Source organism: Cribrihabitans marinus, from assembly GCF_900109035.1.
Classification (GTDB): domain Bacteria; phylum Pseudomonadota; class Alphaproteobacteria; order Rhodobacterales; family Rhodobacteraceae; genus Cribrihabitans; species Cribrihabitans marinus.
In genome coordinates, this window is the sequence record NZ_FNYD01000004.1 from 296,056 (window position 1) to 316,172 (window position 20,117).

Sequence of the window (20,117 nt, forward strand, 5' to 3'; positions counted from 1 at the left end):
GGGCCGGAGCGGTGGATTCCCATTCCCGCATCGTCCAGTATCTCAAGGTGCTGTTACCGCTGACGGCGCTTGCACTCCTGTCCACCGTGTTCCTGCTGTCGCGCAGCATCACCCCCGAAAGCACGATCCCCTTCACTGATCAGGACATGGCCGACCGGCTGCGCGACCAGCAGGTGACGGCGCCGTTCTATTCCGGCGTGACCTCGCGCGGCGAGGAAATCGTCGTGGCCGCCGATATCGCCCGACCCGGCCGCGAGGGCGGGCCCGCACTGGCCGAGACGCTGCAGGCACGCATCACCCTGGAGGGCGGCCGGCGGATCACGATGAAATCCGATCACGGCGAGGTGGCGCTGGATGCCGATGTGGCCACGTTCATGGGAAACGTGGTGATCCGCACCTCGGATGGCCTGACCGTCACCACCGACACGCTCGAGGCGGCGTTGACCGGCGTCTCGGGCAGCACGCCCGGCAGGGTGGAGGCCGAGGGGCCGATCGGGCAACTTACCGCCGGAGCGATGGAATTCGGCCCGGAAAACGCCGAGGGACCGATCCATATCCGTTTCACCAATGGCGTGAAACTGATATACGAGCCTGAAACGGTTGAAAGATAGTCCCCGTGTTTCCGATACGCAGTTTGCTGATTTCCTGTCTCATGTGTTTCGCTCCGGTCGTTCTGGCCGCCCAGGAGGCCAATGTCGCCTTCGGCACGATCAAGGCCGATCCCGGCCTGCCGGTCGAGGTCACGGCCGAGACACTGGACGTGAACCAGGAGGACGGGACCGCCCTCTTTCGCGGCGACGTGCGCGTGGGTCAGGGCGAGATGCGATTGAACGCCCGGCAGGTCCTGGTCATCTACAACAGCGACAACTCCGGCATCGAACGGCTTGAGGCCACCGGCGACGTGCTTCTGGTCAGCGGCCCGGACGCCGCCCAGGCCGAGCGCGCCGACTACACCATCGGCAGCGGGGTCATCGTGATGACCGGCGACGTGCTGCTGACCCAGGGCGCGAATGCACTGACCTCGAACAAGATGACCGTGAACCTGCAGACCGGCACCGCGCAGATGGTGGGCCGGGTCAAGACCATCCTCATACCTGACGGAGACGACTGATGGATGGCCCGGACCTTACGGTGACCCAGGGCTCCTCGGGCCTGCGGATCGAACGGCTGCGCAAGTCCTATCGCAAGCGCACGGTGATCCGCGACGTGTCGATGACGCTGGACCGGTCTGAGGTCGTGGCGTTGCTGGGGCCGAACGGCTCGGGCAAGACGACGACCTTCTACGCCGTCGCCGGGCTGGTCTTTCCCGAGGCGGGGCGGGTCACCATCGACGGCCAGAACGCCACCGCCCTGCCGATGTATCGCCGGGCACGGATGGGCATCGGCTACCTGCCGCAGGAAATGTCGATCTTCCGCGGGCTCAGCGTCGAGGACAACATCTCGGCGGTGCTGGACGTGACGGTCAAGCATGTCCACCAGCGCCGCGAACGGCTCGAGGAGCTGCTGTCGGACTTCTCGATCGAGCACCTGCGGCGCGCGCCGGCGCTGGCCCTGTCGGGCGGTGAGCGACGGCGTGTCGAAATCGCCCGCTGCCTGGCCGCCGAGCCGAAATACCTGCTGCTGGACGAACCCTTCGCCGGGGTCGATCCGATCAGCGTGGGCGACATCCGCCACCTGGTGGGCGACCTCAGGAAACGCGGGATAGGCGTGCTGATCACCGACCACAACGTGCGCGAGACGCTGGAGATCGTCGACCGCGCCTATATCCTGCACGACGGCCAGGTCCTGATGTCCGGGTCGCCGGCGGAAGTGGTCGAGAACGAGAATGTGCGGCGCGTTTATCTGGGCGACAATTTCCGCATTTCATGACCGCGCGGCCCGCGCCGGAGCGCCGCCGCGCCGGCCTGAAAACCGGCATCGCCCTGCCGCTTTTGATTGACTCTCCCCGCGTCTCTTGCCTCAATTGGAGCATGGCAAAACAGTGTGTCCATGCTGGCCCCGACAGACCCCTTTTCGAAAGGCGCGTTGCCGGACAAACACCTGTCGTGCCAGTTCCCGTCACCCGATAACAACAGGCGCGCCGTTGCCGGCGCCAAACCGGGTGAGCATTGCGAAGGAGATCACATGCGTTACCAAATCAGCGGAAAACAGATCGACATCGGTGAGGCCCTGCAGACCCACGTGCAGACCGAGCTGGGCGAGACGGTCGCAAAATACGCCCAGCGCCCGACCGACGCCAACGTCGTCTTTTCCCGTTCGGCGCATGAATATGTGTGCGAGGCCACGGTGCATCTGTCCACCGGGCTGACCGCTCAGGCCAAGGCGCATGCGACCGAGATCTATGCCGCGTTCGAGGCCTGCGTCGAGAAGATGGACAAGCAGCTGCGGCGCTACAAGCGCCGCCTCAAGGACCACCACAAGGACCGCAGCGAGCCGGTTGAACTCCTCGGAGCGTCCTCTTATATCCTCGCCTCTGACGAATCGGATGCGGAACCCGAGCCGGACTCGCTGCAACCCATGATCGTGGCCGAGATGGAGACACAGATCCCCTCGCTGTCGGTCGGGGAAGCAGTGATGCAGATGGAGCTGGCCGGAGCGCCGGTGCTGGTGTTCCGCAACGAGGGCAAGAACGGGTTGAATGTCGTGTACCGCCGCGAGGACGGGAATATCGGCTGGATCGACCCGTAAGGCAGGAACAGAACCAGGTGTGCGCCGATCCCACGGCGCACCCGCCGCGCGGAGCAAGCCATTCATGCTGCTTTCCAGCATCCTCAAGCCTGAGGCCGTCCGTGTATTGTCGGCCGCGTCCAGCAAGAAGCGCCTGTTCCAGGAAATCGGCGATGTCGGCTTCTCGGCGCTGGGGCTGAAGCCGCAGGCCACGGTCGAGGCGCTCTTGGACCGCGAGAGCCTGGGGCCGACGGGTGTGGGGCATGGCGTGGCGCTGCCGCACGCCCGGCTGTCGACGGTTCAGGATGTATCGGGCGTGTTCGTCCTGCTGGAAAAGCCCATCGACTATGGCGCGGTGGACCGTCAGCCGGTGGATATCGCCTTTGCGCTCTTCGCCCCCGAAGATGCCGGCGTCGAGCATCTCAAGGCCCTGGCGCTGGTGTCGCGCACGCTGCGCGACCAGGCCCTGTGCAACAAGCTGCGGTCGAATCTCGATCCGGTCAAACTCTACACGATCCTGACCGAACCTCAGGCCGTTCAGGTCACCTGACGGATCTGACGTGTCGACATAATACAAAGGCCCCGATCCCGGGGCCTTTGTCATCTCTGCGCCTGGGTTCCGGGCTCAGCCGCCCATTTCCAGCGCCCACCAGATCTTGCCGCCGCGCTCCTGATGCCAGGAAAAGCCCAGGTCGCGGGCCGTGGGGTCCAGGATGATCGATCGCGTACCGGGCTCGTCCATCCAGGCCGCAAGCGTTTCCAACTCGGTCTCATAGGTTTCCGCGATCGCCTCACCCAAAAACGTGCCTGGGTACCCGGCCCGGGCCGCACGGTCGAGCGGAGAGGATCCGTCGGACCCGAAATGCCAGGGCCGGTTCTGCGCGGCCATGTCCTTGGCGTGAGTGGCCGCGGCGGCGTTCAGCTGCGCGTTCAGCTGCACCTGCTGCAGGTTCGAAGCCGACCGCAGCGCGTTCACCGAATCAAGCATCCGGAATTGCACCTTGTCCGAATTGCCACGGATCCGGTAAATCTTCTGCCCCGGATCACCGGTTCCGACATCGTTCGGAGGGGTGCAGGCTGCGAGGGCCAGGACGCTCGCGATCAGCAGGACAAGACTACGCAACATCGTTCAATCCATTCGTGATTTCCAAAGCGACATACCCCGACAGGCACGACGGCGCAAATGCCGCAAGTCCACAATCGGCCAAGTTCTTCCTGTTTGATTTGCGAGTGCGGCTTTCCGGCCATAAAACGACGCCGGGTCAGGACACGACTGGATGATGGCGGGTGACATGGTGAAACGGACGGGATCCGCCTGAACCCGACGCGCATTTCTGATGGGCGCTGCGGCAACGATCGATGCGCCGGCACTGGCGCAGGGGATCAGCAAAGACCCGCCGCGACCGCACCAGCGTCACCCGCAAGGTTGAAGGCCCCTGTTGGGCACTGACCCCGACGACGAAGCGGCCCAACCCGTAACGGCCCGATGTCGTCCCGCCGGACCCGGACAACCCGCTTGGAACCCACGCGCCCTACCTGGGGTGGACGTTTTGCCGCATCCACGGCACCCGCGACAGGCGCAAGATCTTCGAACGGCCGCATCGGGCTTTTTCAATGAACAAATTGCCGAGCTTTTCGCCATGACCGGGAAGGGCGCCCAAGTGTTGCTAATTTGACGACATTGGCGATTTCTAAGTGGCTTCGGTGCCAACAAGCGTTTGCAATCAAACACGCTTGCTGCTTAGAAAAATGCACGAGGAAAGTCTTGGGTGCGCGGTCCCATCTGGGGATTCGTGCAAATTCTGGAGGATACTATGAAGAAACTCGTTCTCGCCGCCGCGCTGACTGCTGCTGCATCGACCGCCTATGCGGGCAACCTGGAAGAGCCGATCGTCGAGGCGCCCGTCGTCGTCGAAGAAACCCGCGGTTCGTCCAGCGGCATCCTGCTGCCCCTGATCCTGCTGGTTATCGCAGGCGCGGCAATCGCAGCCGGCTAAGGCCAGGCGCGAAGAAAACCGGAAAGGCGGTGGAGCGATCCACCGCCTTTTTTCTTTGGCCTTCACTGGTGCCGGGCGTCAGTCCAGCCAGCCGCCCAGGTTGGCATCCACCACGTCCGCCAGCGCAGCGATATGGGCGTCGTCATCGTTCAGGCACGGGATATAGGTGAAGTCCTCGCCGCCCGCCTCTTCGAAGCTTTCGCGGATCTCCTCGTTGATCTCTTCCAGCGTTTCGATGCAATCGGCCGAAAACGCCGGTGCGATGACCGCGATCCGCTTGCGGCCCTGCCGCGCCAGATCGGCAACGTGGTCCACCGTGTAGGGTTTCAGCCATTCCTCCGGACCGAATCGGGACTGGAAGGTCGAGACGATCCGGTCGTCCTCCCATCCCAGCCGCTCCTTGAGCAGGCGCGTGGTCTTGACGCATTGGCAGTGATACGGATCGCCCTGCCGGAGATAGCGCTCGGGCATGCCGTGATAGGAACACACCAGGACGTCCGGCGCCGTGTCCATCCCGGCATAGGCGGTCTCGACCGACCGGGCCAGCGCGTCGACATAGGCGGGGTGATCGAAATAGGCCGGAACCGTGCGGCTCGCCGGCTGCCAGGTCTCCTCCATCAGCGCGCGAAAGAACTGGTCGTTGGCCGTCGCCGTGGTCGCCCCGGCATAGTGCGGATACAGCGGAAAGAACAGCAGCCGCTCGCATCCGGCCGCCACCATCTCGCGCACCTTCGAGCGGGTCGAGGGATTGCCGTAGCGCATGCAGAAATCCACCATCACCCGGTCGCCGTGCCGCGCCCGCAGAACCTCGGCCATCTTGGCGGTCTGGTCCCTGGTGATCGTCATCAGCGGGCTTTCGCCCTTGTCCTCGTTCCAGATCGACTTGTAGGCCGCGCCGGAACTGAATGGCCGCTTGGTCAGAATGATTGCCTGCAGGATCGGCTGCCATTTCCAGGCCGGATAGTCGATCACGCGCTGGTCTGACAGAAACTCGTTCAGATAGCGCCGCATCGGCCAGTAACTGTAGTGGTCCGGCGTGCCCAGATTGGCCAGGAGCACCCCCACCTTGCCAATCCGCACCTTGGGGTGGTCGGCGGGCGCATGGGTCGGGCGAATGGCGGGCGAAGTGGCATCGAGCATGTCGGGCGTCCTGGCTTTCTTCTGCGGTTCTGCCTGAGATAACGGGTTCCGGCCTCTGGTCAATCGCGCAGTTTCGTCTCGTCGGTGCCCAGCGCCTGCGCCAGCGAGGCCTTGGCCGAGCCCGGGCGCAGCGGCTTGGGCTGGCTGTCATCCGGCGCCCAGCCGGTCAGGCAGATCAGGTCGAACGTGGCGGGCAGCCGTCCGTCATCATCGGCGAAATGGTCGGCATAGAGCGTCGCGGCACGGGCAAAGACCGCCCGCCGGGTCGGACGGCGCAGCCGCGCCATCAGCGCGTTGGTCTCACCCATGTCGCGCAGATCGTGCATCAGGTGCACAAGATCGCGATAGGCCGCGCTGAGCGGCACGCTGTCGGCCACCGGCAGCGCCAGCCCGGCGCGCTGCAGCAGCGCGCCCAGGTCGCGGATCTCGGCCATCGGCGCGATCCGGGGGCTGAGGCCGCCCGCCACCTCGGTCTCGGCCTGCCCCAGCACGGCGCGCAATTCGCGCAAGGTGTCCCCCCCCAGGCACACCGCCAGCAGCAGCCCATCAGGGCGCAGGGCGCGGCGGCACTGGATCAGCTGCCCCACGGGATCGTTGGCCCAGTGCAGCGCCATGGCGTGGATCACCAGGTCATGCGCGCCCGGCTCCAGCGCCAGCACATCGTCATCCGGGGCGATCCTTGCCTGCGGAAAGGCCGGCGACCAGATCGCGGGAAACGGCGTCACGATGGCGGGGGCCGTAAACCCCCTGTTAACCAACTCCAGCCGATCCTCGACCTCGGACAGCGCCGCCCGGTGCAGGAACAACGCCTCGGGACGCACGCGGCCGCGCCGCGCCTGCAACGCGGCGCGGTCGACCAGGACGGGTGCGTCGGGTCCGGGGATCTTCATGAGGCGCGGGATAACGCATGTGGCACAGGATTCAAACCGCGATCGAGATGGTCTACCCGCCCCGCTGCCTGGGCTGCGGCGACCTTGTGACCTCGGATTTCGGCCTCTGCGGGCCGTGCTGGCGCGACACGCCGTTCATCGACGGCACCGTCTGCGAGGCCTGCGGCACGCCGCTGCCGGGCCATGCCGACGGCCACCGGATCGAATGTGACGCCTGCATGGATGCGGATCGGCCCTGGGACAACGGGCGTGCGGCGCTGCTCTATGCGGGACGGGCGCGGCGGCTGGTGCTGGCTTTGAAACATGGCGACCGGGCCGAGCTGGCCCGGCCCGCCGCGCTCTGGCTGGCGCGGGCCGCGCGGCCGCTGCTGCGCGACGACATGCTGATCGCGCCGGTTCCGCTGCACTGGACGCGCCTGACGCGGCGGCGCTACAACCAGTCCGCGCTGCTGGCGCAGGCCCTGTCGCGCGAGACCGGGCTGGCCTGCTGTCCCGACCTGCTGATCCGCACACGGCGTACGCCCATGCTGGACGGGCGCGGCACCGCCGAACGCAGCGCGATTCTGGCCGACGCCATCCGCCCGCACCCCAAACGCCGTCACCGGCTGGCCGGGCGCGAGATTCTGCTGGTCGATGACGTGATGACCTCGGGGGCCACGCTGACCGCCTGCACCTGCGCGTGCCATGAGGCCGGCGCAACCCGGGTATCCGTCCTGGTGCTGGCACGCGTTGCAAAGGATGCCCAAATGACCCTAGATTGTCGCTGATCCAGGGGATGGACCATGAAACCGGTTGAACTTTACACATCGCCGCTCTGCGGCTTCTGCCACGCCGCCAAGCGGCTGCTGACCCAGAAAGGCGTCAGCTTCACCGAGATCGACGTGCTGACGAATCCCGGCCGCAAGGCCGAGATGATCGACCGCGCGGGCGGCCGCCGCACCGTTCCGCAGATCTTCATCGGCGAGACCCATGTGGGCGGTTGCGACGATCTCTACGAACTGGACCGCGCCGGCAAGCTCGACCCGCTGCTGGCCGCGTGATGCGCACCGCGCTGATCCAGTTCACCTCGTCCGACGACCCGGCGGACAATCTCGACCGGATCCGCACCGCGATCGCGCGGGCCGCGTCCGATGGCGCGGGGTTCGTCCTGACCCCCGAGGTCACCAACTGCCTGAGCACCAGCACCACGCATCAGCGCACCGTCCTGCGGCCCGAGGCCGAGGATGCGATGCTCGGGGCCCTGCGGGAGCAGGCGCGCAACCTGGGCCTGTGGCTGCTGATCGGCTCGCTGGCGCTCAGGACCGAAGACGCGGATGGCCGGTTCGCCAACCGGTCGGTTCTGATCGGTCCCGATGGCGACATTGCCGCCCGCTACGACAAGATCCACATGTTCGACGTGCAGGTCTCGGAGACCGAGACCTACCGGGAATCGGCCAATTTCCGGCCGGGGTCGCAGGCGGTTCTGGCCGACACCCCGTTCGGGCGGATTGGCATGACCGTCTGCTATGACCTCCGCTTCCCGTATCTCTATTCCGCGCTGGCGCAGGCCGGGGCGACCATCCTGACCGTTCCGGCGGCGTTTTCGCCAGTCACCGGCGCCGCGCATTGGCAGCCCTTGCTGCGCGCCCGCGCCATCGAGACCGGATGCTATGTCCTGGCCCCGGCGCAGACCGGCACCCATCCGTGCTCGCGCGGACGGCAGCGCAGCACATACGGCCATTCCCTGGCGGTGTCGCCCTGGGGCGAGGTGCTGATCGACGGCGGTGAGGGGCCGGGCATTCACTTTCTCGATCTGGATGCTAAAGCTGTTGCCGAGGCCCGCAGACGGGTCCCGTCCCTGACCCATTCCCGTCCCTTGGACGGCCCCTGATCCGCATGGCGCGATGTCCGATGAAACCAATGCCCTTGCCGTCTCGCTGTTCAGTGAGATCCTGACCGCCGACCAGCTGTTGCGGAACCGCCTGGGGCGGGTGATGCCCAAGGGCATGGAAATCTCGCATTTCTCGGTGCTCAACCACCTGGCCTTCATCGCCGCCGAACGCACGCCGGCTCAGCTGGCCAGCACCTTCCACGTCACGCGCGGTGCCATGACCAACACGCTGGCCAAGCTGGAATGGGCCGGATACGTCCATATCCGCCCGGATTGGGACGATGCCCGCCGCAAGATGGTGGCCATCAGCCCCGCGGGACGCCGCGCGCGGGACCAGGCGATTTCCTCGATCACGCCGCTGATCAACCAGGTCGTCGGCGATATCGGCCCGGATCGGGTGCGCGCCACCCTGCCGGTGCTGCGCGACCTGCGCCGCAAGCTGGAGGACTGAGCCGGGCTCAGCCCGCCGGTTTCACGCTGGCCGTTACGTAGTTGACGCTCAGGTCGCGCGCCGACAGCGACCAGCCCCAGGTGATCGGGTTGAACACGAATCCCTTGCGGTCCACCGGCTCCAGCCCGGCCCGGCGCAGCAGGTCGTAAAGCTCGTCGGGCGTGATGAACTTGGACCATTCATGCGTGCCGCGCGGCAGCCAGCGCATCACCACCTCGGCGCCGACAATGGCCATGGCCCAGGATTTCGGATTGCGGTTGATCGTCGAGCAGACCTGCAGGCCGCCCGGCTTCAGCAATTGCCGCGTTGCGGTCAGATAGGCCAGCGGATCGGCCACATGCTCGACCACCTCCATGTTCAGCACCACGTCGAACTGCTCTCCGGCCTCGGCCAGGGCCTCGGCGGTGGTGTGGCGATAGTCGATCTTCAGCCCCGATTGCTCGGCATGGATCCGCGCGACCGGGATGTTGCGTTCGGCGGCATCGGCGCCCACGACCTCGGCGCCCAGCCGCGCCATCGGCTCGCTGAGCAACCCGCCGCCGCAGCCGATATCCAGCAGCCGCAGCCCCGCAAACGGCGCCGGGCCGGCGGTGTCGCGGTCGAATTCCGCGGCGATCTGCGCGGTGATGTAATCCAGCCGGCACGGGTTGAGCATGTGCAGCGGCTTGAACTTGCCATCGGGATCCCACCACTCGGCGGCCATCGCCTCGAACTTGGCGATCTCGGTGGGATCGACCGTTGTTTGCGGCGCTTGCATTCCTGTCTCCGTATGCTCTTTTACTCTGGCGGACTATATAGGGCGGTAATGGACAAGTATCCCGACCAAAAGCGCGCAGTGCAGTATCTATACCCGCCGGTCGACCCTTTCGATCAGCGCATGGTCGACGTCGGAAACGGGCACCGCATCTATGTCGAGCAATGCGGCAATCCCGATGGCCTGCCGGTCGTGGTCCTGCATGGCGGGCCCGGCGGCGGCTGCAGCCCGGCGATGCGGCGCTATTTCGATCCCGAGAACTACCGGGTGATTCTGTTCGATCAGCGCGGCTGCGGCAGGTCGCGCCCGCATGCCTCGGTGGCTCACAACACGACCTGGCACCTGGTCGCCGACATCGAATCGATCCGCCGGCTGCTGGACATCGACGCCTGGCTGGTCTTCGGCGGCAGCTGGGGCGCGACGCTGGCGCTGATCTATGCGCAGTCGCATCCCGACCGGGTGCGGCAACTTGTCCTGCGCGGGGTCTTCCTGATGACCCGGTCCGAACTGGACTGGTTCTATGGCGGCGGCGCCGGCCGGTTCTGGCCCGAACCCTGGGCCAGGTTCGTGGCGCCCATCCCCGAGGTCGAGCGCCACGACCTGATCGCGGCCTACAACCGTCGCCTGTTCTCGGGCGACCTGGCCGAGGAGACCCGCTTCGGCAAGCTCTGGGCGGCGTGGGAGAACGCGCTGGCCTCGATCCATTCCGACGGCACCACGGGCGAATCGCCCGGCGATTACGCCCGCGCCTTCGCCCGGCTCGAAAACCACTATTTCACCAATGGCGGGTTCCTGGAATTCGATGGCCAGATCCTCGCCAACATGGCCCGGATATCGCATCTTCCCGGACGCATCGTACAGGGCCGCTATGACATGATTTGCCCGCCGGCCTCGGCCTGGAAGCTGGCCGAGCTGTGGCCCGGGGCCGAGCTGCGGATGGTGCGCAATGCCGGTCATGCGCTGTCGGAACCCGGCATCAGCGCCGAGCTGGTGCGGATCATGGACCGTATCGCGGAACAGGAGGCGGCATGAGCAGGCTGGACCGCCGCGCGCTGTTTGCATCGGGTGCCGCCGCCGCGCTGCTGGCGGCGACCGGACTGACCGCGCAGACCCCGCGCCCCGGCGGCACGCTGCGCCTGGCAGTGCCGCGCGACGGCAGCCTGGACCGCGTGGCCCGCGGCGCGGTCTTCGACACGCTGACCGAGATCGCCCCCGACGGCACCCTGCGCGGCGAGCTGGCGACCGGCTGGCGGTCCGAGACCGGCGCCCGGGTCTGGCATTTCGACCTGCGCGGCGACGCCGTGTTTCACGATGGCACCCCCCTGCGCGTCGAGGATGCCGCCGCGGCGCTCGCCGATCTGGGCCGGGCCGAGGCCACCGGCCGGAAGGCCCTGCGGCTTGAGCTGGCGGAACCGGATCCGGATCTGCCGCTGCGGCTGGCGGAGGGCCGCTTTGCCGTTCCGCGGGCGGGCGAGACCGTCACGCCGCTGGAGCACGCCAACGGCACCGGCTGCTACCGCGTGGAACGGGCCCGCGACGACCACCATTTCCGCGCCCGCAAGGTGGCCGGCCACTACCGGCAGGGCCAGGCGGGCTGGATCGACACGCTGGAGATCATCGTGATCCCCGATGCCGCCGTGCGCGCCGAGGCGCTGCGCGACGGGTTCGTGGACGTGGCCGCCCTGCCCGACCCGGACGGCCTGGGTGAGCGCGGGCGCTTCCGCTATCACCCGTCCGAGGCGGCGATGGACCTGGCCATAGCACCCGCCGTCGGGCTTCCGCGCCGGATCGGCGCCACCGCACCGCTGGATGACGGGCGGATCGCGGAACGGTGGTGGATGGTCTGAAATCGCGCTGCGCGCGATGCCTTCGGCGAGGATATTTGCAGCAAGAGGAAGCCGGGGGTTGCAGACTCGTTCCGGCCCGCGTATATCCCCCTCAACAGCGGCGCGTCGGGTTCTGGTCCGAAGGCTCCACCGGGAATTTCGACGGGCCGCGCGCCCGTTTTTTTGTGTTTGGACCCTATGACGAACGACCTGATAGCAAAGGCCGCGATCGACCGCCGACTGGCCGAGATCATCTCTCCGGTGATCGAGGACATGGGCTATGAGCTGGTGCGCATCCGGCTGATGAGCGGCAAGCAGACCACGCTGCAGATCATGGCCGACAAGCCCGATGGCGGCATCGAGGTGGACGATTGCGCCGAGATCTCGAATGCGGTGAGCGCAACGCTGGATGTCGAGGACCCGATCCTGGATGCCTATACGCTAGAAGTGTCCAGCCCCGGCATCGACCGGCCCCTGACCCGGATCAAGGATTTCGACGCGTTCGAGGGCTACGAGGCCAAGCTGGAAACCGACGAGTTGATCGACGGGCGCCGCCGATTCAAGGGCGAGTTGGCGGGCGTCGAGGGCAGCGAGGTCCTGATCAACATTCCCCAGGACGGCGACACGGTAACCATCGGCCTGCAATTCGACTGGCTGACCGATGCCAAGCTCGTGCTGACCGACGACCTGATCAAGGAAATGCTGCGCCAGCGCAAGGCGGCCGGGGCGCTCAACGAAGACGAATTCGACGAGATCGTGACCGAAGGGTCCGAAGAGGAGACAAAGTAATGGCAATCACGTCCGCGAACCAGCTGGAGCTCTTGCAAACCGCCGAGGCGGTGGCCCGCGAAAAGATGATCGACCCGGGGCTGGTGGTCGAGGCGATGGAGGAGAGCCTCGCCCGCGCCGCCAAGAGCCGCTACGGCTCGGAAATGGACATCCGGGTGGCGATCGACCGCAAGACCGGCCGCGCGACCTTTACCCGCGTGCGCACCGTGGTCGAGGACGAGGAGCTTGAGAACTACCAGGCGGAAATGACCGTCGAGCAGGCCAGGCAATACCTGGAAGATCCCAAGGTCGGTGACACTTTCGTCGAAGAGGTGCCCCCGGTTGAAATGGGCCGCATCGCGGCACAAAGCGCCAAGCAGGTGATCCTGCAGAAGGTGCGCGAGGCCGAGCGCGACCGCCAGTTCGAGGAATTCAAGGACCGCGCCGGCACCATCATCAACGGCATGGTCAAGCGCGAGGAATACGGCAACGTCATCGTCGATGTGGGCACCGGCGAGGCGATCCTGCGCCGCAACGAGAAGATCGGCCGCGAGAGCTATCGCCCCAACGACCGCATCCGCTGCTACATCAAGGACGTGCGCCGCGAACCGCGCGGGCCGCAGATCTTCCTCAGCCGCACCGCGCCCGAGTTCATGGCCGAGCTGTTCAAGATGGAAGTGCCGGAAATCTATGACGGCATCATCGACATCAAGGCGGTGGCCCGCGACCCCGGCAGCCGCGCCAAGATCGCGGTGATCTCCTATGACAACTCCATCGACCCGGTGGGTGCCTGCGTCGGTATGCGCGGCAGCCGGGTTCAAGCGGTGGTCAACGAGCTGCAGGGCGAGAAGATCGACATCATCCCCTGGAACGAGGATCAGCCGACCTTCCTGGTGAACGCGCTGCAGCCCGCCGAGGTCTCGAAGGTCGTGCTGGACGAAGAGGCCGGCAAGATCGAGGTGGTGGTGCCCGAAGAGCAGCTGAGCCTGGCCATCGGCCGCCGCGGCCAGAACGTGCGCCTGGCCAGCCAGCTGACCGGCCTGGACATCGACATCATGACCGAGGAGGAGGAATCCGCCCGCCGTCAGAAGGAATTCGAGATCCGCACCCAGCTGTTCATGGAAACCCTGGACCTGGACGAGTTCTTTGCCCAGTTGCTGGTCTCGGAGGGCTTCACCAATCTCGAAGAGGTGGCCTATGTCGAGCAGGACGAGCTGCTGGTGATCGACGGCGTCGACGAGGGCACCGCGGAGGAGCTGCAGGCCCGTGCCCGCGACTTCCTCGAGGCGCAGGCCAAGGCGGCGCTCGAGAATGCCCGCGCGCTGGGCGCCGAGGACAGCCTTATTGAATTCGAGGGCCTGACCCCCCAGATGGTTGAGGCATTGGCGAAGGACGATGTGAAGACACTCGAGGATTTCGCCACCTGCGCCGACTGGGAACTGGCCGGCGGCTGGACGACGGTCGATGGCCAGCGGGTCAAGGATGACGGTATCCTGGAACCCTTCGACCTGTCGCTGGAGGAAGCCCAGGACATGGTCATGACCGCACGCATCAACCTGGGTTGGGTCGACCCCGCCGATCTGGTGTCCGAAGAGGAAGAGAGCGACGCCGAGGGCGAGGAAACCGAAGCCGAGGCCGAGGCCTGATCCGGAGGGGCGCGAGGTGAGCCGCGGCGGAGCAGTCAAGGACCGGCCCGACGGTCCCGAGCGCAAGTGCATCGCCACCGGCGAGCTGCGCCCGAAACACGGGCTGATCCGCTTCGTCGCCGGTCCCGACGCGCAGATCGTCCCCGATGTGGCCGGCAAGCTGCCCGGCCGGGGCGTTTATGTCGCCGCCGATGCAAAGGCGATCGACACCGCCGCGCGCAAGAAGCTGTTCGCGCGTGGGCTGAAGATGCCGGTGACGGTGCCCGAGGATCTGGGCGAGGAGGTCGAACGGCAGCTGGCACGCCGCGTGGTCGAGCTGATCAGCCTGGCCCGCAAGTCGGGCGACGCGGTGGCCGGATACGAGAAGGTAAAGGCCTGGCTCGACAAGGAAGAGGCCCGGGTCCTGATCCAGGCCGAAGACGGCTCGGCACGGGGCAAGTCGAAGCTGAGCACACCGCATCGCGGCAGCTATATCGGCTGGCTCACGGCGGATGAATTGGGCATGGCGTTTGGACGCCAAACAGTGATACATGCGGCGCTGGCCTCTGGTGGACTCGCCAAACGTGTTGTAGAGGAAGCGCAACGCTTGCGCGGATTGCGCGAAACGACGGATGACGGCGGCAAGGGCCGCTCGGAAGGATAAGTAGCTTTATGAGCGATAGTGACGGCAAGAAGACATTGGGTCTGCGTGGCTCCCGACCGGGGAACGTGAAACAGAGTTTCAGCCACGGACGGACCAAGAATGTCGTTGTGGAAACCAAGCGCAAACGCGTCGTGGTTCCCAAGCCGGGCGCCTCGAAACCCGCCGCCGGCGGCGGCTCGGCGCCCGCTGGCAACCCGTCGCGTCGCCCGGCCGGGATCTCGGATGCCGAGATGGACCGCCGCATGAAGGCGCTTCAGGCCGCCAAGGCCCGCGAGGCCGAGGAGGCGCAGCAGCGCGAAGCCGAGGAAAAGGCCCGCGCCGAAGAGCGTGAACGCCGCCGCGCCGAGGCCGAGGCCAAGGAACGCGAGCAGCGCGAGGCCGAGGAAAAGGCCCGCCAAAAGGCGGAGCAGGAAGAACAGCGCCGGGCCGAGGCCGAGGCGGCCGAAAAGCGTGCCGAAGCCGAGGCCGTGGCTGCCAAGGAAGGGCCCAAGCCCGACCGGGCCGCGCCCAAGTCCGGCCCGCCGCCCGCGGCCGCGCGCAAGCCCGAACGGGAACGCGACGACCGTCAGTCGCGCGGCAAGGGCCGCGACGACAACCGCCGCTCCGGCAAGCTGACCCTGAACCAGGCGCTGCGCGGCGGCGAAGGCGGCCGCCAGCGGTCGATGGCCGCGATGAAGCGCAAGCAGGAGCGCGCCCGCCAGAAGGCGATGGGCGGCCCGATCGAGCGCGAAAAGGTGATCCGCGACGTGCAGCTGCCCGAGGCCATCGTGGTCTCGGAACTGGCCAACCGGATGGCCGAGCGCGTGGCCGACGTGGTCAAGTCGCTGATGAACATGGGCATGATGGTTACGCAGAACCAGACCATCGACGCCGACACCGCCGAGCTCATCATCGAGGAATTCGGCCACAAGGTCGTGCGGGTCTCGGATTCCGATGTCGAAGACGTCATCGCCGATATCGACGACGACGAGGGCAACCTCAAGCCGCGCCCGCCGGTCATCACCATCATGGGCCACGTGGACCACGGCAAGACCTCGCTGCTGGACGCGATCCGCGACGCCAAGGTGGTCGCGGGCGAGGCCGGTGGCATCACCCAGCATATCGGCGCCTATCAGGTGAAGACCGACAGCGGCGCGGTGCTGACCTTCCTCGACACGCCCGGCCACGCGGCGTTCACGTCGATGCGGTCGCGCGGGGCGCAGGTCACCGATATCGTGGTGCTGGTGGTGGCCGCCGATGACGCGGTCATGCCGCAGACCATCGAGGCCATCAACCACGCCAAGGCGGCGCAAGTGCCGATGATCGTGGCGATCAACAAGATCGACAAGCACGACGCCGACCCCGACAAGGTGCGCACCGACCTGCTGCAGCACGAGGTCATCGTCGAGAAGATGTCAGGCGACGTGCAGGATGTCGAGGTCTCGGCCATTTCCGGCCAGGGCCTGGACGAGCTGCTGGAGGCGATCGCCCTGCAGGCCGAGATCCTGGAGCTCAACGCCAACCCCGACCGGGCGGCGCAGGGCGCGGTGATCGAGGCGCAGCTGGACGTGGGCCGCGGCCCCGTGGCGACGGTCCTTGTGCAGAAGGGCACGCTGCGCCAGGGCGACATCTTCGTCGTGGGCGAGCAATACGGCAAGGTCCGCGCGCTGATCAACGACAAGGGCGAACGCGTCAAGGAGGCCGGCCCGTCGGTTCCGGTCGAGGTGCTGGGCCTCAACGGCACGCCCGAGGCCGGCGACGTTCTGAACGTCACCGAGACCGAGGCGCAGGCCCGCGAGATCGCCGAATACCGTGCGAACGCCGCCAAGGACAAGCGCGCCGCCGCCGGTGCCGCGACCACTCTGGAACAGCTGATGCAGAAGGCCAAGGAGGACGAAAGCGTCAACGAGCTTCCGATCCTGGTGAAGGCCGACGTGCAGGGCTCGGCCGAGGCCATCGTTCAGGCGATGGAGAAGATCGGCAACGACGAGGTCCGCGTGCGCGTTCTGCATTCGGGCGTCGGCGCCATCACCGAGACCGATATCGGACTGGCCGAGGCATCGGGCGCGCCGGTCATGGGCTTCAACGTCCGGGCCAACGCCTCGGCGCGCAACACCGCCAACCAGAAGGGCGTCGAGATCCGCTACTACTCGGTGATCTACGACCTGGTGGACGACGTGAAAGCCGCCGCATCGGGCCTGCTGAGCGCCGAGATCAAGGAGACCTTCATCGGCTATGCCGAGATCAAGGAGGTCTTCAAGGTCTCGAATGTCGGCAAGGTCGCCGGCTGTCTGGTCACCGAGGGCATTGCCCGCCGGTCGGCCGGTGTGCGTCTGCTGCGCGACAACGTGGTGATCCACGAAGGCACGCTGAAGACGCTCAAGCGGTTCAAGGACGAAGTTGCCGAGGTGCAATCCGGCCAGGAATGCGGCATGGCCTTCGAGAATTACGAGGACATCCGCCCGGCCGATGTGATCGAGATCTTCGAGCGCGAGGAGGTCGAGCGCAAGCTCGACTGATCCGCGCCACTGGGCAGGCAAGGGAACGGCGGCCGCAAGGGCCGCCGTTTTTCGTTCGGGTGCCGGGGCGCGTCGCCCGGATCCCTGGTCTTGAGGCAGTCAGGCCGCGGCCTGAACCGGCCGCCCCACATATACCCTGTCACCAACCCTAACCTTGACGCGGCCATCCGGCAGAGACTGGACGAATTCGCCCTGCACAGACACGCAACTGCCCATCACGATGGTGCGAAGCATTCCGCAATCCCCCCGATGAGGTCCCAATTCGGAAATCCTAGACCGGATTTACTTCGCCGCAAACGTAAAATCGCCGGTGGAGTCCCGTTCGCCCGTCAGAGCCAGTCGCGCAGGATCGGGATCAGGGGGATGTCCGCAGGCGGCATGGGGTAGTCGCGCAGGTCCGCGGGCCGCGCCCAGGACAGGGCCTGGTTTTCGCGGGCCTGCGGTATCCCCTCCCATTTGCGGCAGGCAAACAGCGGCATCAGCAAATGAAAGCCGTCATAGGAATGGCTGGCGAAGGTCAGCGGCGCAAGGCAGGATTCCCAGGTGTTGATGCCCAGCTCCTCGTCCAGTTCGCGGATCAGCGCGTGTTCCGGCGTCTCGCCCTCTTCGACCTTGCCGCCGGGAAATTCCCACAGCCCCGCCATCGACTTGCCCTCGGGCCGCTGCGCCAGCAGCACGCGCCCGTCCACGTCGATCAGGGCCACCGCGGACACCAGCAGCGTCTTCACGAGCGGTAATCCGCGTTGATCCGGATGTATCCGTGGGTCAGGTCGCAGGTCCATACCGTGGCCCGGCCCTCGCCAAGCCCCAGATCGACCGAGATGACCAGTTCGGGCCTTTTCATGTAGGCGGCCGCGGCATCTTCGCTGTAGTCGGGGCTGACCCAGCCTTTTTCCGCAACCGGGATGTCGCCGAAGGAAATGCTCAGCCGGTCGCGATCCGCCGTGGCGCCGGACTTGCCGATCGCCATGACGATACGGCCCCAATTGGGATCCTCACCGGCAATCGCGGTCTTGACCAGCGGCGAGTTGGCGATGGCCCGCCCGTGCACCCTTGCCTCGGCATCCGAGACGGCGCCGGTCACGCGGATCTCGACGAACTTGCTGGCACCCTCGCCGTCGCGGACGACCTGCTGCGCCAGGTCCCGCATCACCGCCTCGAGAGCCTCGCGGAACGCGGGATCGTCCGTGGCGTCAACGCCCGCCGCCCCGGTCGCGCAGACCAGCACGCTGTCCGAGGTCGAGGTGTCGCTGTCCACGGTGATGCAGTTGAATGTCCGGTCGGACAGCGCGCCCAGCATCTCCTGCAGCTTCGACTGTTCGATGGCGGCGTCGGTGAAGATATAGGCCAGCATCGTGGCCATGTCGGGCGCGATCATGCCCGATCCCTTGGCGATCCCGGCGATGCGGACGGTCTTGCCGCCAACCGTCACCTCGCGCGATGCGCCCTTGGGAAAAGTGTCGGTCGTCATGATCGCCCGCGCGGCATCGCCGATGGCACCCGCCGACAGCCCCGCCGCCAGGTCGCTCAGCCGGGCCACGATCCGCTCATGCGGCAAGCGCTCGCCGATCACCCCGGTCGATGAGGTGAACACCCGCGATACCGGCACCGAGGTCGCCTCGGCCACCGCTTGCGTGACCGCGGCGACCGAGCTTTGTCCGTAATGCCCGGTGAAGGCGTTGGCGTTACCGGAATTGACCAGGATCGCCGCCGGCCCGTCACTGGCCCCGCCGATCTTGGCCTGGCAGTCCAGCACCGGCGCGGCGCGGGTCGACGAGCGCGTGAACACCCCCGCCACCGCGCTGCCGGGATCGAGGACGGCCAGCATCACGTCCGGCCGATCCTGGTACTTGACCCCGGCCGCGGCGGTGGCAAATCGCACGCCTCCGATCGCCGGAAGGTCGGGAAACGCCTCTGGCGCCAGCGGCGAGACATGGGTGATCGTGGCCACCGCGATTACTCCTCGATCAGGCTCAGATCACTCAGGATCGAGGGATCGAGGTCTTCGATCTCCGGGCGCTCGATCTCGGCGCCCTTGGTCAGCTCGGCGACCTTGGCATCGACCGCCGCGCGCTGGACCTGCTGTGCCAGCTCGTCGCGCACCTCGTCCAGCTCGGGCGCCTCGGCCATGCGCTTGTCGTTCAGAACGATCACGTGCCAGCCGAACTGCGTCTGCACCGGGTCGGAAATCTGCCCCTTCTCCAGCGACATCACCGCCTCCTCAAAGGGCGGCACCATCGACCCTTCCGAGAACCAGCCCAGTTCGCCGCCATTGGGCCCGGACGGTCCGGTCGACTTCTCCTTGGCGGTGGCGGCGAAATCGGCGCCGCCTTCCAGGTCGGCGCGGATCGCCTTGGCCTCGTCCTCGGACTCCACCAGGATGTGCGAGGCGTTGTATTCCTCGCCGCCGAACCCGTCGGCATAGGCCGCGTCATAGGCCTTCTGGATCGCGTCCTCGGTCGTGGCCGTCTGCATCACCCCCTCGATCAGCTCGGCCGCCATCAGAGACCGGCGTTCGTTCTCGAGCTGCAGCTCGATCCGCTTGGGAACCTCGCCGCCCTGCGCCTGCTGCATCAGGTTCTGCTGGATCAGCTGGTCCATGATCGCCTCGTAAAGCACTTCGTCGGGCAGCTGCTGGTATTGCTGCGGCAGCCCGGCACGGGCGACGATCATGTGGCCCAGCGTGATCTCTTCGCCGTTGACGCGGGCGACGACCGTGTCGGCCCCGGGCGCCTCTTCGGCGGCCAGTGGCATGGCCAGCGTAAGTGCGAGCGTCGCGGATGCCAGAAATGTGAGACCTTTGGGCATGGATTCTTCCTATTCTCTTGCCGCGACAGGGCGCGGCGTTGACACTTTTCGGCCTGCCGCTTACATCGCCTGCAAGCCTTGGACAGAACCGCCGTTCGCCCCGTATCTATGGGTTGTGTGCTGGACGGACAAGTCTGTCTCGAATGCCAAGAGATACAG

At 66.6% G+C, this 20,117-nt stretch carries 23 protein-coding genes and 1 pseudogene; 17 read left to right on the forward strand and 7 right to left on the reverse strand.

From position 1 onward, the window contains the following. Positions 1-11: 11 nt before the first annotated feature. The 5 genes from BMX57_RS08550 to BMX57_RS08570 all read left to right on the forward strand — a co-directional run bounded on the left by BMX57_RS08550 (position 12) and on the right by BMX57_RS08570 (position 3,217). Entirely contained in the window at positions 12-611 is a 600-nt protein-coding gene (locus BMX57_RS08550; protein WP_092365110.1) for an LptA/OstA family protein, read from the forward strand. Positions 612-652: 41 nt separating this feature from the next. Beyond that, positions 653-1,111, forward strand: coding sequence for an LptA/OstA family protein (locus BMX57_RS08555; protein WP_092365113.1), 459 nt, complete (start codon positions 653-655; stop codon positions 1,109-1,111). Continuing rightward, a complete protein-coding gene (gene lptB, locus BMX57_RS08560) occupies positions 1,111-1,869 on the forward strand; it encodes an LPS export ABC transporter ATP-binding protein (RefSeq protein WP_092365116.1) in 759 nt (252 codons plus the stop codon). The genes BMX57_RS08555 and lptB overlap by 1 nt, the downstream gene beginning before the upstream one ends. A 255-nt stretch (positions 1,870-2,124) precedes the next feature. Further along, entirely contained in the window at positions 2,125-2,688 is a 564-nt protein-coding gene (gene hpf / locus BMX57_RS08565) for a ribosome hibernation-promoting factor, HPF/YfiA family (protein WP_092365119.1), read from the forward strand. Positions 2,689-2,752: 64 nt separating this feature from the next. Then, complete coding sequence (locus BMX57_RS08570; RefSeq protein ID WP_092365122.1) at positions 2,753-3,217, forward strand: PTS sugar transporter subunit IIA; 465 nt, start codon at positions 2,753-2,755, stop codon at positions 3,215-3,217. Positions 3,218-3,292: 75 nt separating this feature from the next. Here BMX57_RS08570 and dalA read toward each other — a convergent pair whose 3' ends face one another. Next, positions 3,293-3,793 (reverse strand): divisome-associated lipoprotein DalA, encoded by a 501-nt coding sequence (gene dalA, locus BMX57_RS08575; RefSeq protein ID WP_092365125.1) that lies wholly within the window; start codon positions 3,791-3,793, stop codon positions 3,293-3,295. A gap of 266 nt (positions 3,794-4,059) precedes the next feature. Between dalA and BMX57_RS21090 the strand changes: the two are divergent. Together BMX57_RS21090 and BMX57_RS08580 are read left to right on the forward strand one after the other, a co-directional pair. Beyond that, a pseudogene (locus BMX57_RS21090) lies at positions 4,060-4,343 on the forward strand (L,D-transpeptidase); the annotation flags it as partial. 138 nt (positions 4,344-4,481) lie between these two features. Beyond that, positions 4,482-4,664, forward strand: coding sequence for a hypothetical protein (locus BMX57_RS08580; protein WP_092365128.1), 183 nt, complete (start codon positions 4,482-4,484; stop codon positions 4,662-4,664). Positions 4,665-4,742: 78 nt separating this feature from the next. On the opposite strand, the gene hemH is transcribed toward BMX57_RS08580, so the two are convergent. Further along, positions 4,743-5,804 (reverse strand): ferrochelatase, encoded by a 1,062-nt coding sequence (hemH, locus tag BMX57_RS08585; protein WP_092365131.1) that lies wholly within the window; start codon positions 5,802-5,804, stop codon positions 4,743-4,745. Positions 5,805-5,863: 59 nt separating this feature from the next. Continuing rightward, positions 5,864-6,694, reverse strand: coding sequence for a methyltransferase domain-containing protein (locus BMX57_RS08590; protein ID WP_092365134.1), 831 nt, complete (start codon positions 6,692-6,694; stop codon positions 5,864-5,866). 17 nt (positions 6,695-6,711) lie between these two features. Between BMX57_RS08590 and BMX57_RS08595 the strand changes: the two genes are divergently transcribed. The 4 genes from BMX57_RS08595 to BMX57_RS08610 are packed head-to-tail and all read left to right on the forward strand — an operon-like array spanning position 6,712 to position 9,015. Continuing rightward, positions 6,712-7,461 carry a ComF family protein gene (locus BMX57_RS08595; RefSeq protein ID WP_092365137.1) on the forward strand — a complete coding sequence of 250 codons (750 nt, stop codon included), beginning with the start codon at positions 6,712-6,714 and terminating at the stop codon, positions 7,459-7,461. Between the two features lie 15 nt (positions 7,462-7,476). Then, a complete protein-coding gene (grxC, locus tag BMX57_RS08600) occupies positions 7,477-7,734 on the forward strand; it encodes a glutaredoxin 3 (protein WP_092365140.1) in 258 nt (85 codons plus the stop codon). Continuing rightward, a complete protein-coding gene (locus BMX57_RS08605) occupies positions 7,734-8,564 on the forward strand; it encodes a carbon-nitrogen hydrolase family protein (RefSeq protein ID WP_092365143.1) in 831 nt (276 codons plus the stop codon). The genes grxC and BMX57_RS08605 overlap by 1 nt, the downstream gene beginning before the upstream one ends. Before the next feature lie 13 nt (positions 8,565-8,577). Beyond that, the gene (locus BMX57_RS08610; RefSeq protein ID WP_092365146.1) at positions 8,578-9,015 is read left to right on the forward strand and encodes a MarR family winged helix-turn-helix transcriptional regulator; all 438 of its coding nucleotides are present in this window, start codon (positions 8,578-8,580) and stop codon (positions 9,013-9,015) included. A 7-nt stretch (positions 9,016-9,022) separates the two neighbouring features. On the opposite strand, the gene ubiG is transcribed toward BMX57_RS08610, so the two are convergent. After that, the gene (gene ubiG / locus BMX57_RS08615) at positions 9,023-9,772 is read right to left on the reverse strand and encodes a bifunctional 2-polyprenyl-6-hydroxyphenol methylase/3-demethylubiquinol 3-O-methyltransferase UbiG (RefSeq protein WP_092365149.1); all 750 of its coding nucleotides are present in this window, start codon (positions 9,770-9,772) and stop codon (positions 9,023-9,025) included. Between the two features lie 48 nt (positions 9,773-9,820). On the opposite strand from ubiG, the gene pip reads away from it, so the two are divergent. From pip to infB, 6 genes are all read left to right on the forward strand, one after another. Further along, positions 9,821-10,801: a prolyl aminopeptidase gene (gene pip / locus BMX57_RS08620; protein WP_092365151.1), complete on the forward strand. Its 981-nt coding sequence runs from the start codon at positions 9,821-9,823 to the stop codon at positions 10,799-10,801. Next, the gene (locus tag BMX57_RS08625) at positions 10,798-11,616 is read left to right on the forward strand and encodes an ABC transporter substrate-binding protein (RefSeq protein ID WP_092365154.1); all 819 of its coding nucleotides are present in this window, start codon (positions 10,798-10,800) and stop codon (positions 11,614-11,616) included. The genes pip and BMX57_RS08625 overlap by 4 nt, the downstream gene beginning before the upstream one ends. A gap of 177 nt (positions 11,617-11,793) precedes the next feature. Then, entirely contained in the window at positions 11,794-12,384 is a 591-nt protein-coding gene (rimP, locus tag BMX57_RS08630) for a ribosome maturation factor RimP (RefSeq protein ID WP_092365157.1), read from the forward strand. Then, the gene (gene nusA, locus BMX57_RS08635; RefSeq protein WP_092365159.1) at positions 12,384-14,009 is read left to right on the forward strand and encodes a transcription termination factor NusA; all 1,626 of its coding nucleotides are present in this window, start codon (positions 12,384-12,386) and stop codon (positions 14,007-14,009) included. Before rimP ends, nusA begins: the two co-directional genes overlap by 1 nt. Positions 14,010-14,025: 16 nt before the next feature. Beyond that, on the forward strand, positions 14,026-14,652 hold the full coding sequence (locus BMX57_RS08640) for an RNA-binding protein (RefSeq protein WP_092365162.1): 627 nt from the start codon (positions 14,026-14,028) through the stop codon (positions 14,650-14,652). 8 nt (positions 14,653-14,660) lie between these two features. Then, positions 14,661-17,150 carry a translation initiation factor IF-2 gene (infB, locus tag BMX57_RS08645; protein WP_092365165.1) on the forward strand — a complete coding sequence of 830 codons (2,490 nt, stop codon included), beginning with the start codon at positions 14,661-14,663 and terminating at the stop codon, positions 17,148-17,150. 329 nt (positions 17,151-17,479) lie between these two features. Here the strand turns inward: infB and BMX57_RS08655 are convergent, their stop codons facing one another. Genes BMX57_RS08655 through BMX57_RS08665 form a run of 3 tightly spaced genes read right to left on the reverse strand, consistent with a single transcriptional unit; the run spans position 17,480 to position 19,958 of the window. Beyond that, on the reverse strand, positions 17,480-17,878 hold the full coding sequence (locus tag BMX57_RS08655; protein WP_092365171.1) for a (deoxy)nucleoside triphosphate pyrophosphohydrolase: 399 nt from the start codon (positions 17,876-17,878) through the stop codon (positions 17,480-17,482). After that, positions 17,875-19,101, reverse strand: a complete 1,227-nt coding sequence (gene argJ, locus BMX57_RS08660) for a bifunctional glutamate N-acetyltransferase/amino-acid acetyltransferase ArgJ (RefSeq protein WP_092365174.1) — start codon at positions 19,099-19,101, stop codon at positions 17,875-17,877. The genes BMX57_RS08655 and argJ overlap by 4 nt, the downstream gene beginning before the upstream one ends. Before the next feature lie 5 nt (positions 19,102-19,106). Beyond that, the gene (locus BMX57_RS08665; RefSeq protein ID WP_092365178.1) at positions 19,107-19,958 is read right to left on the reverse strand and encodes a peptidylprolyl isomerase; all 852 of its coding nucleotides are present in this window, start codon (positions 19,956-19,958) and stop codon (positions 19,107-19,109) included. Positions 19,959-20,117 lie beyond the last annotated feature (159 nt).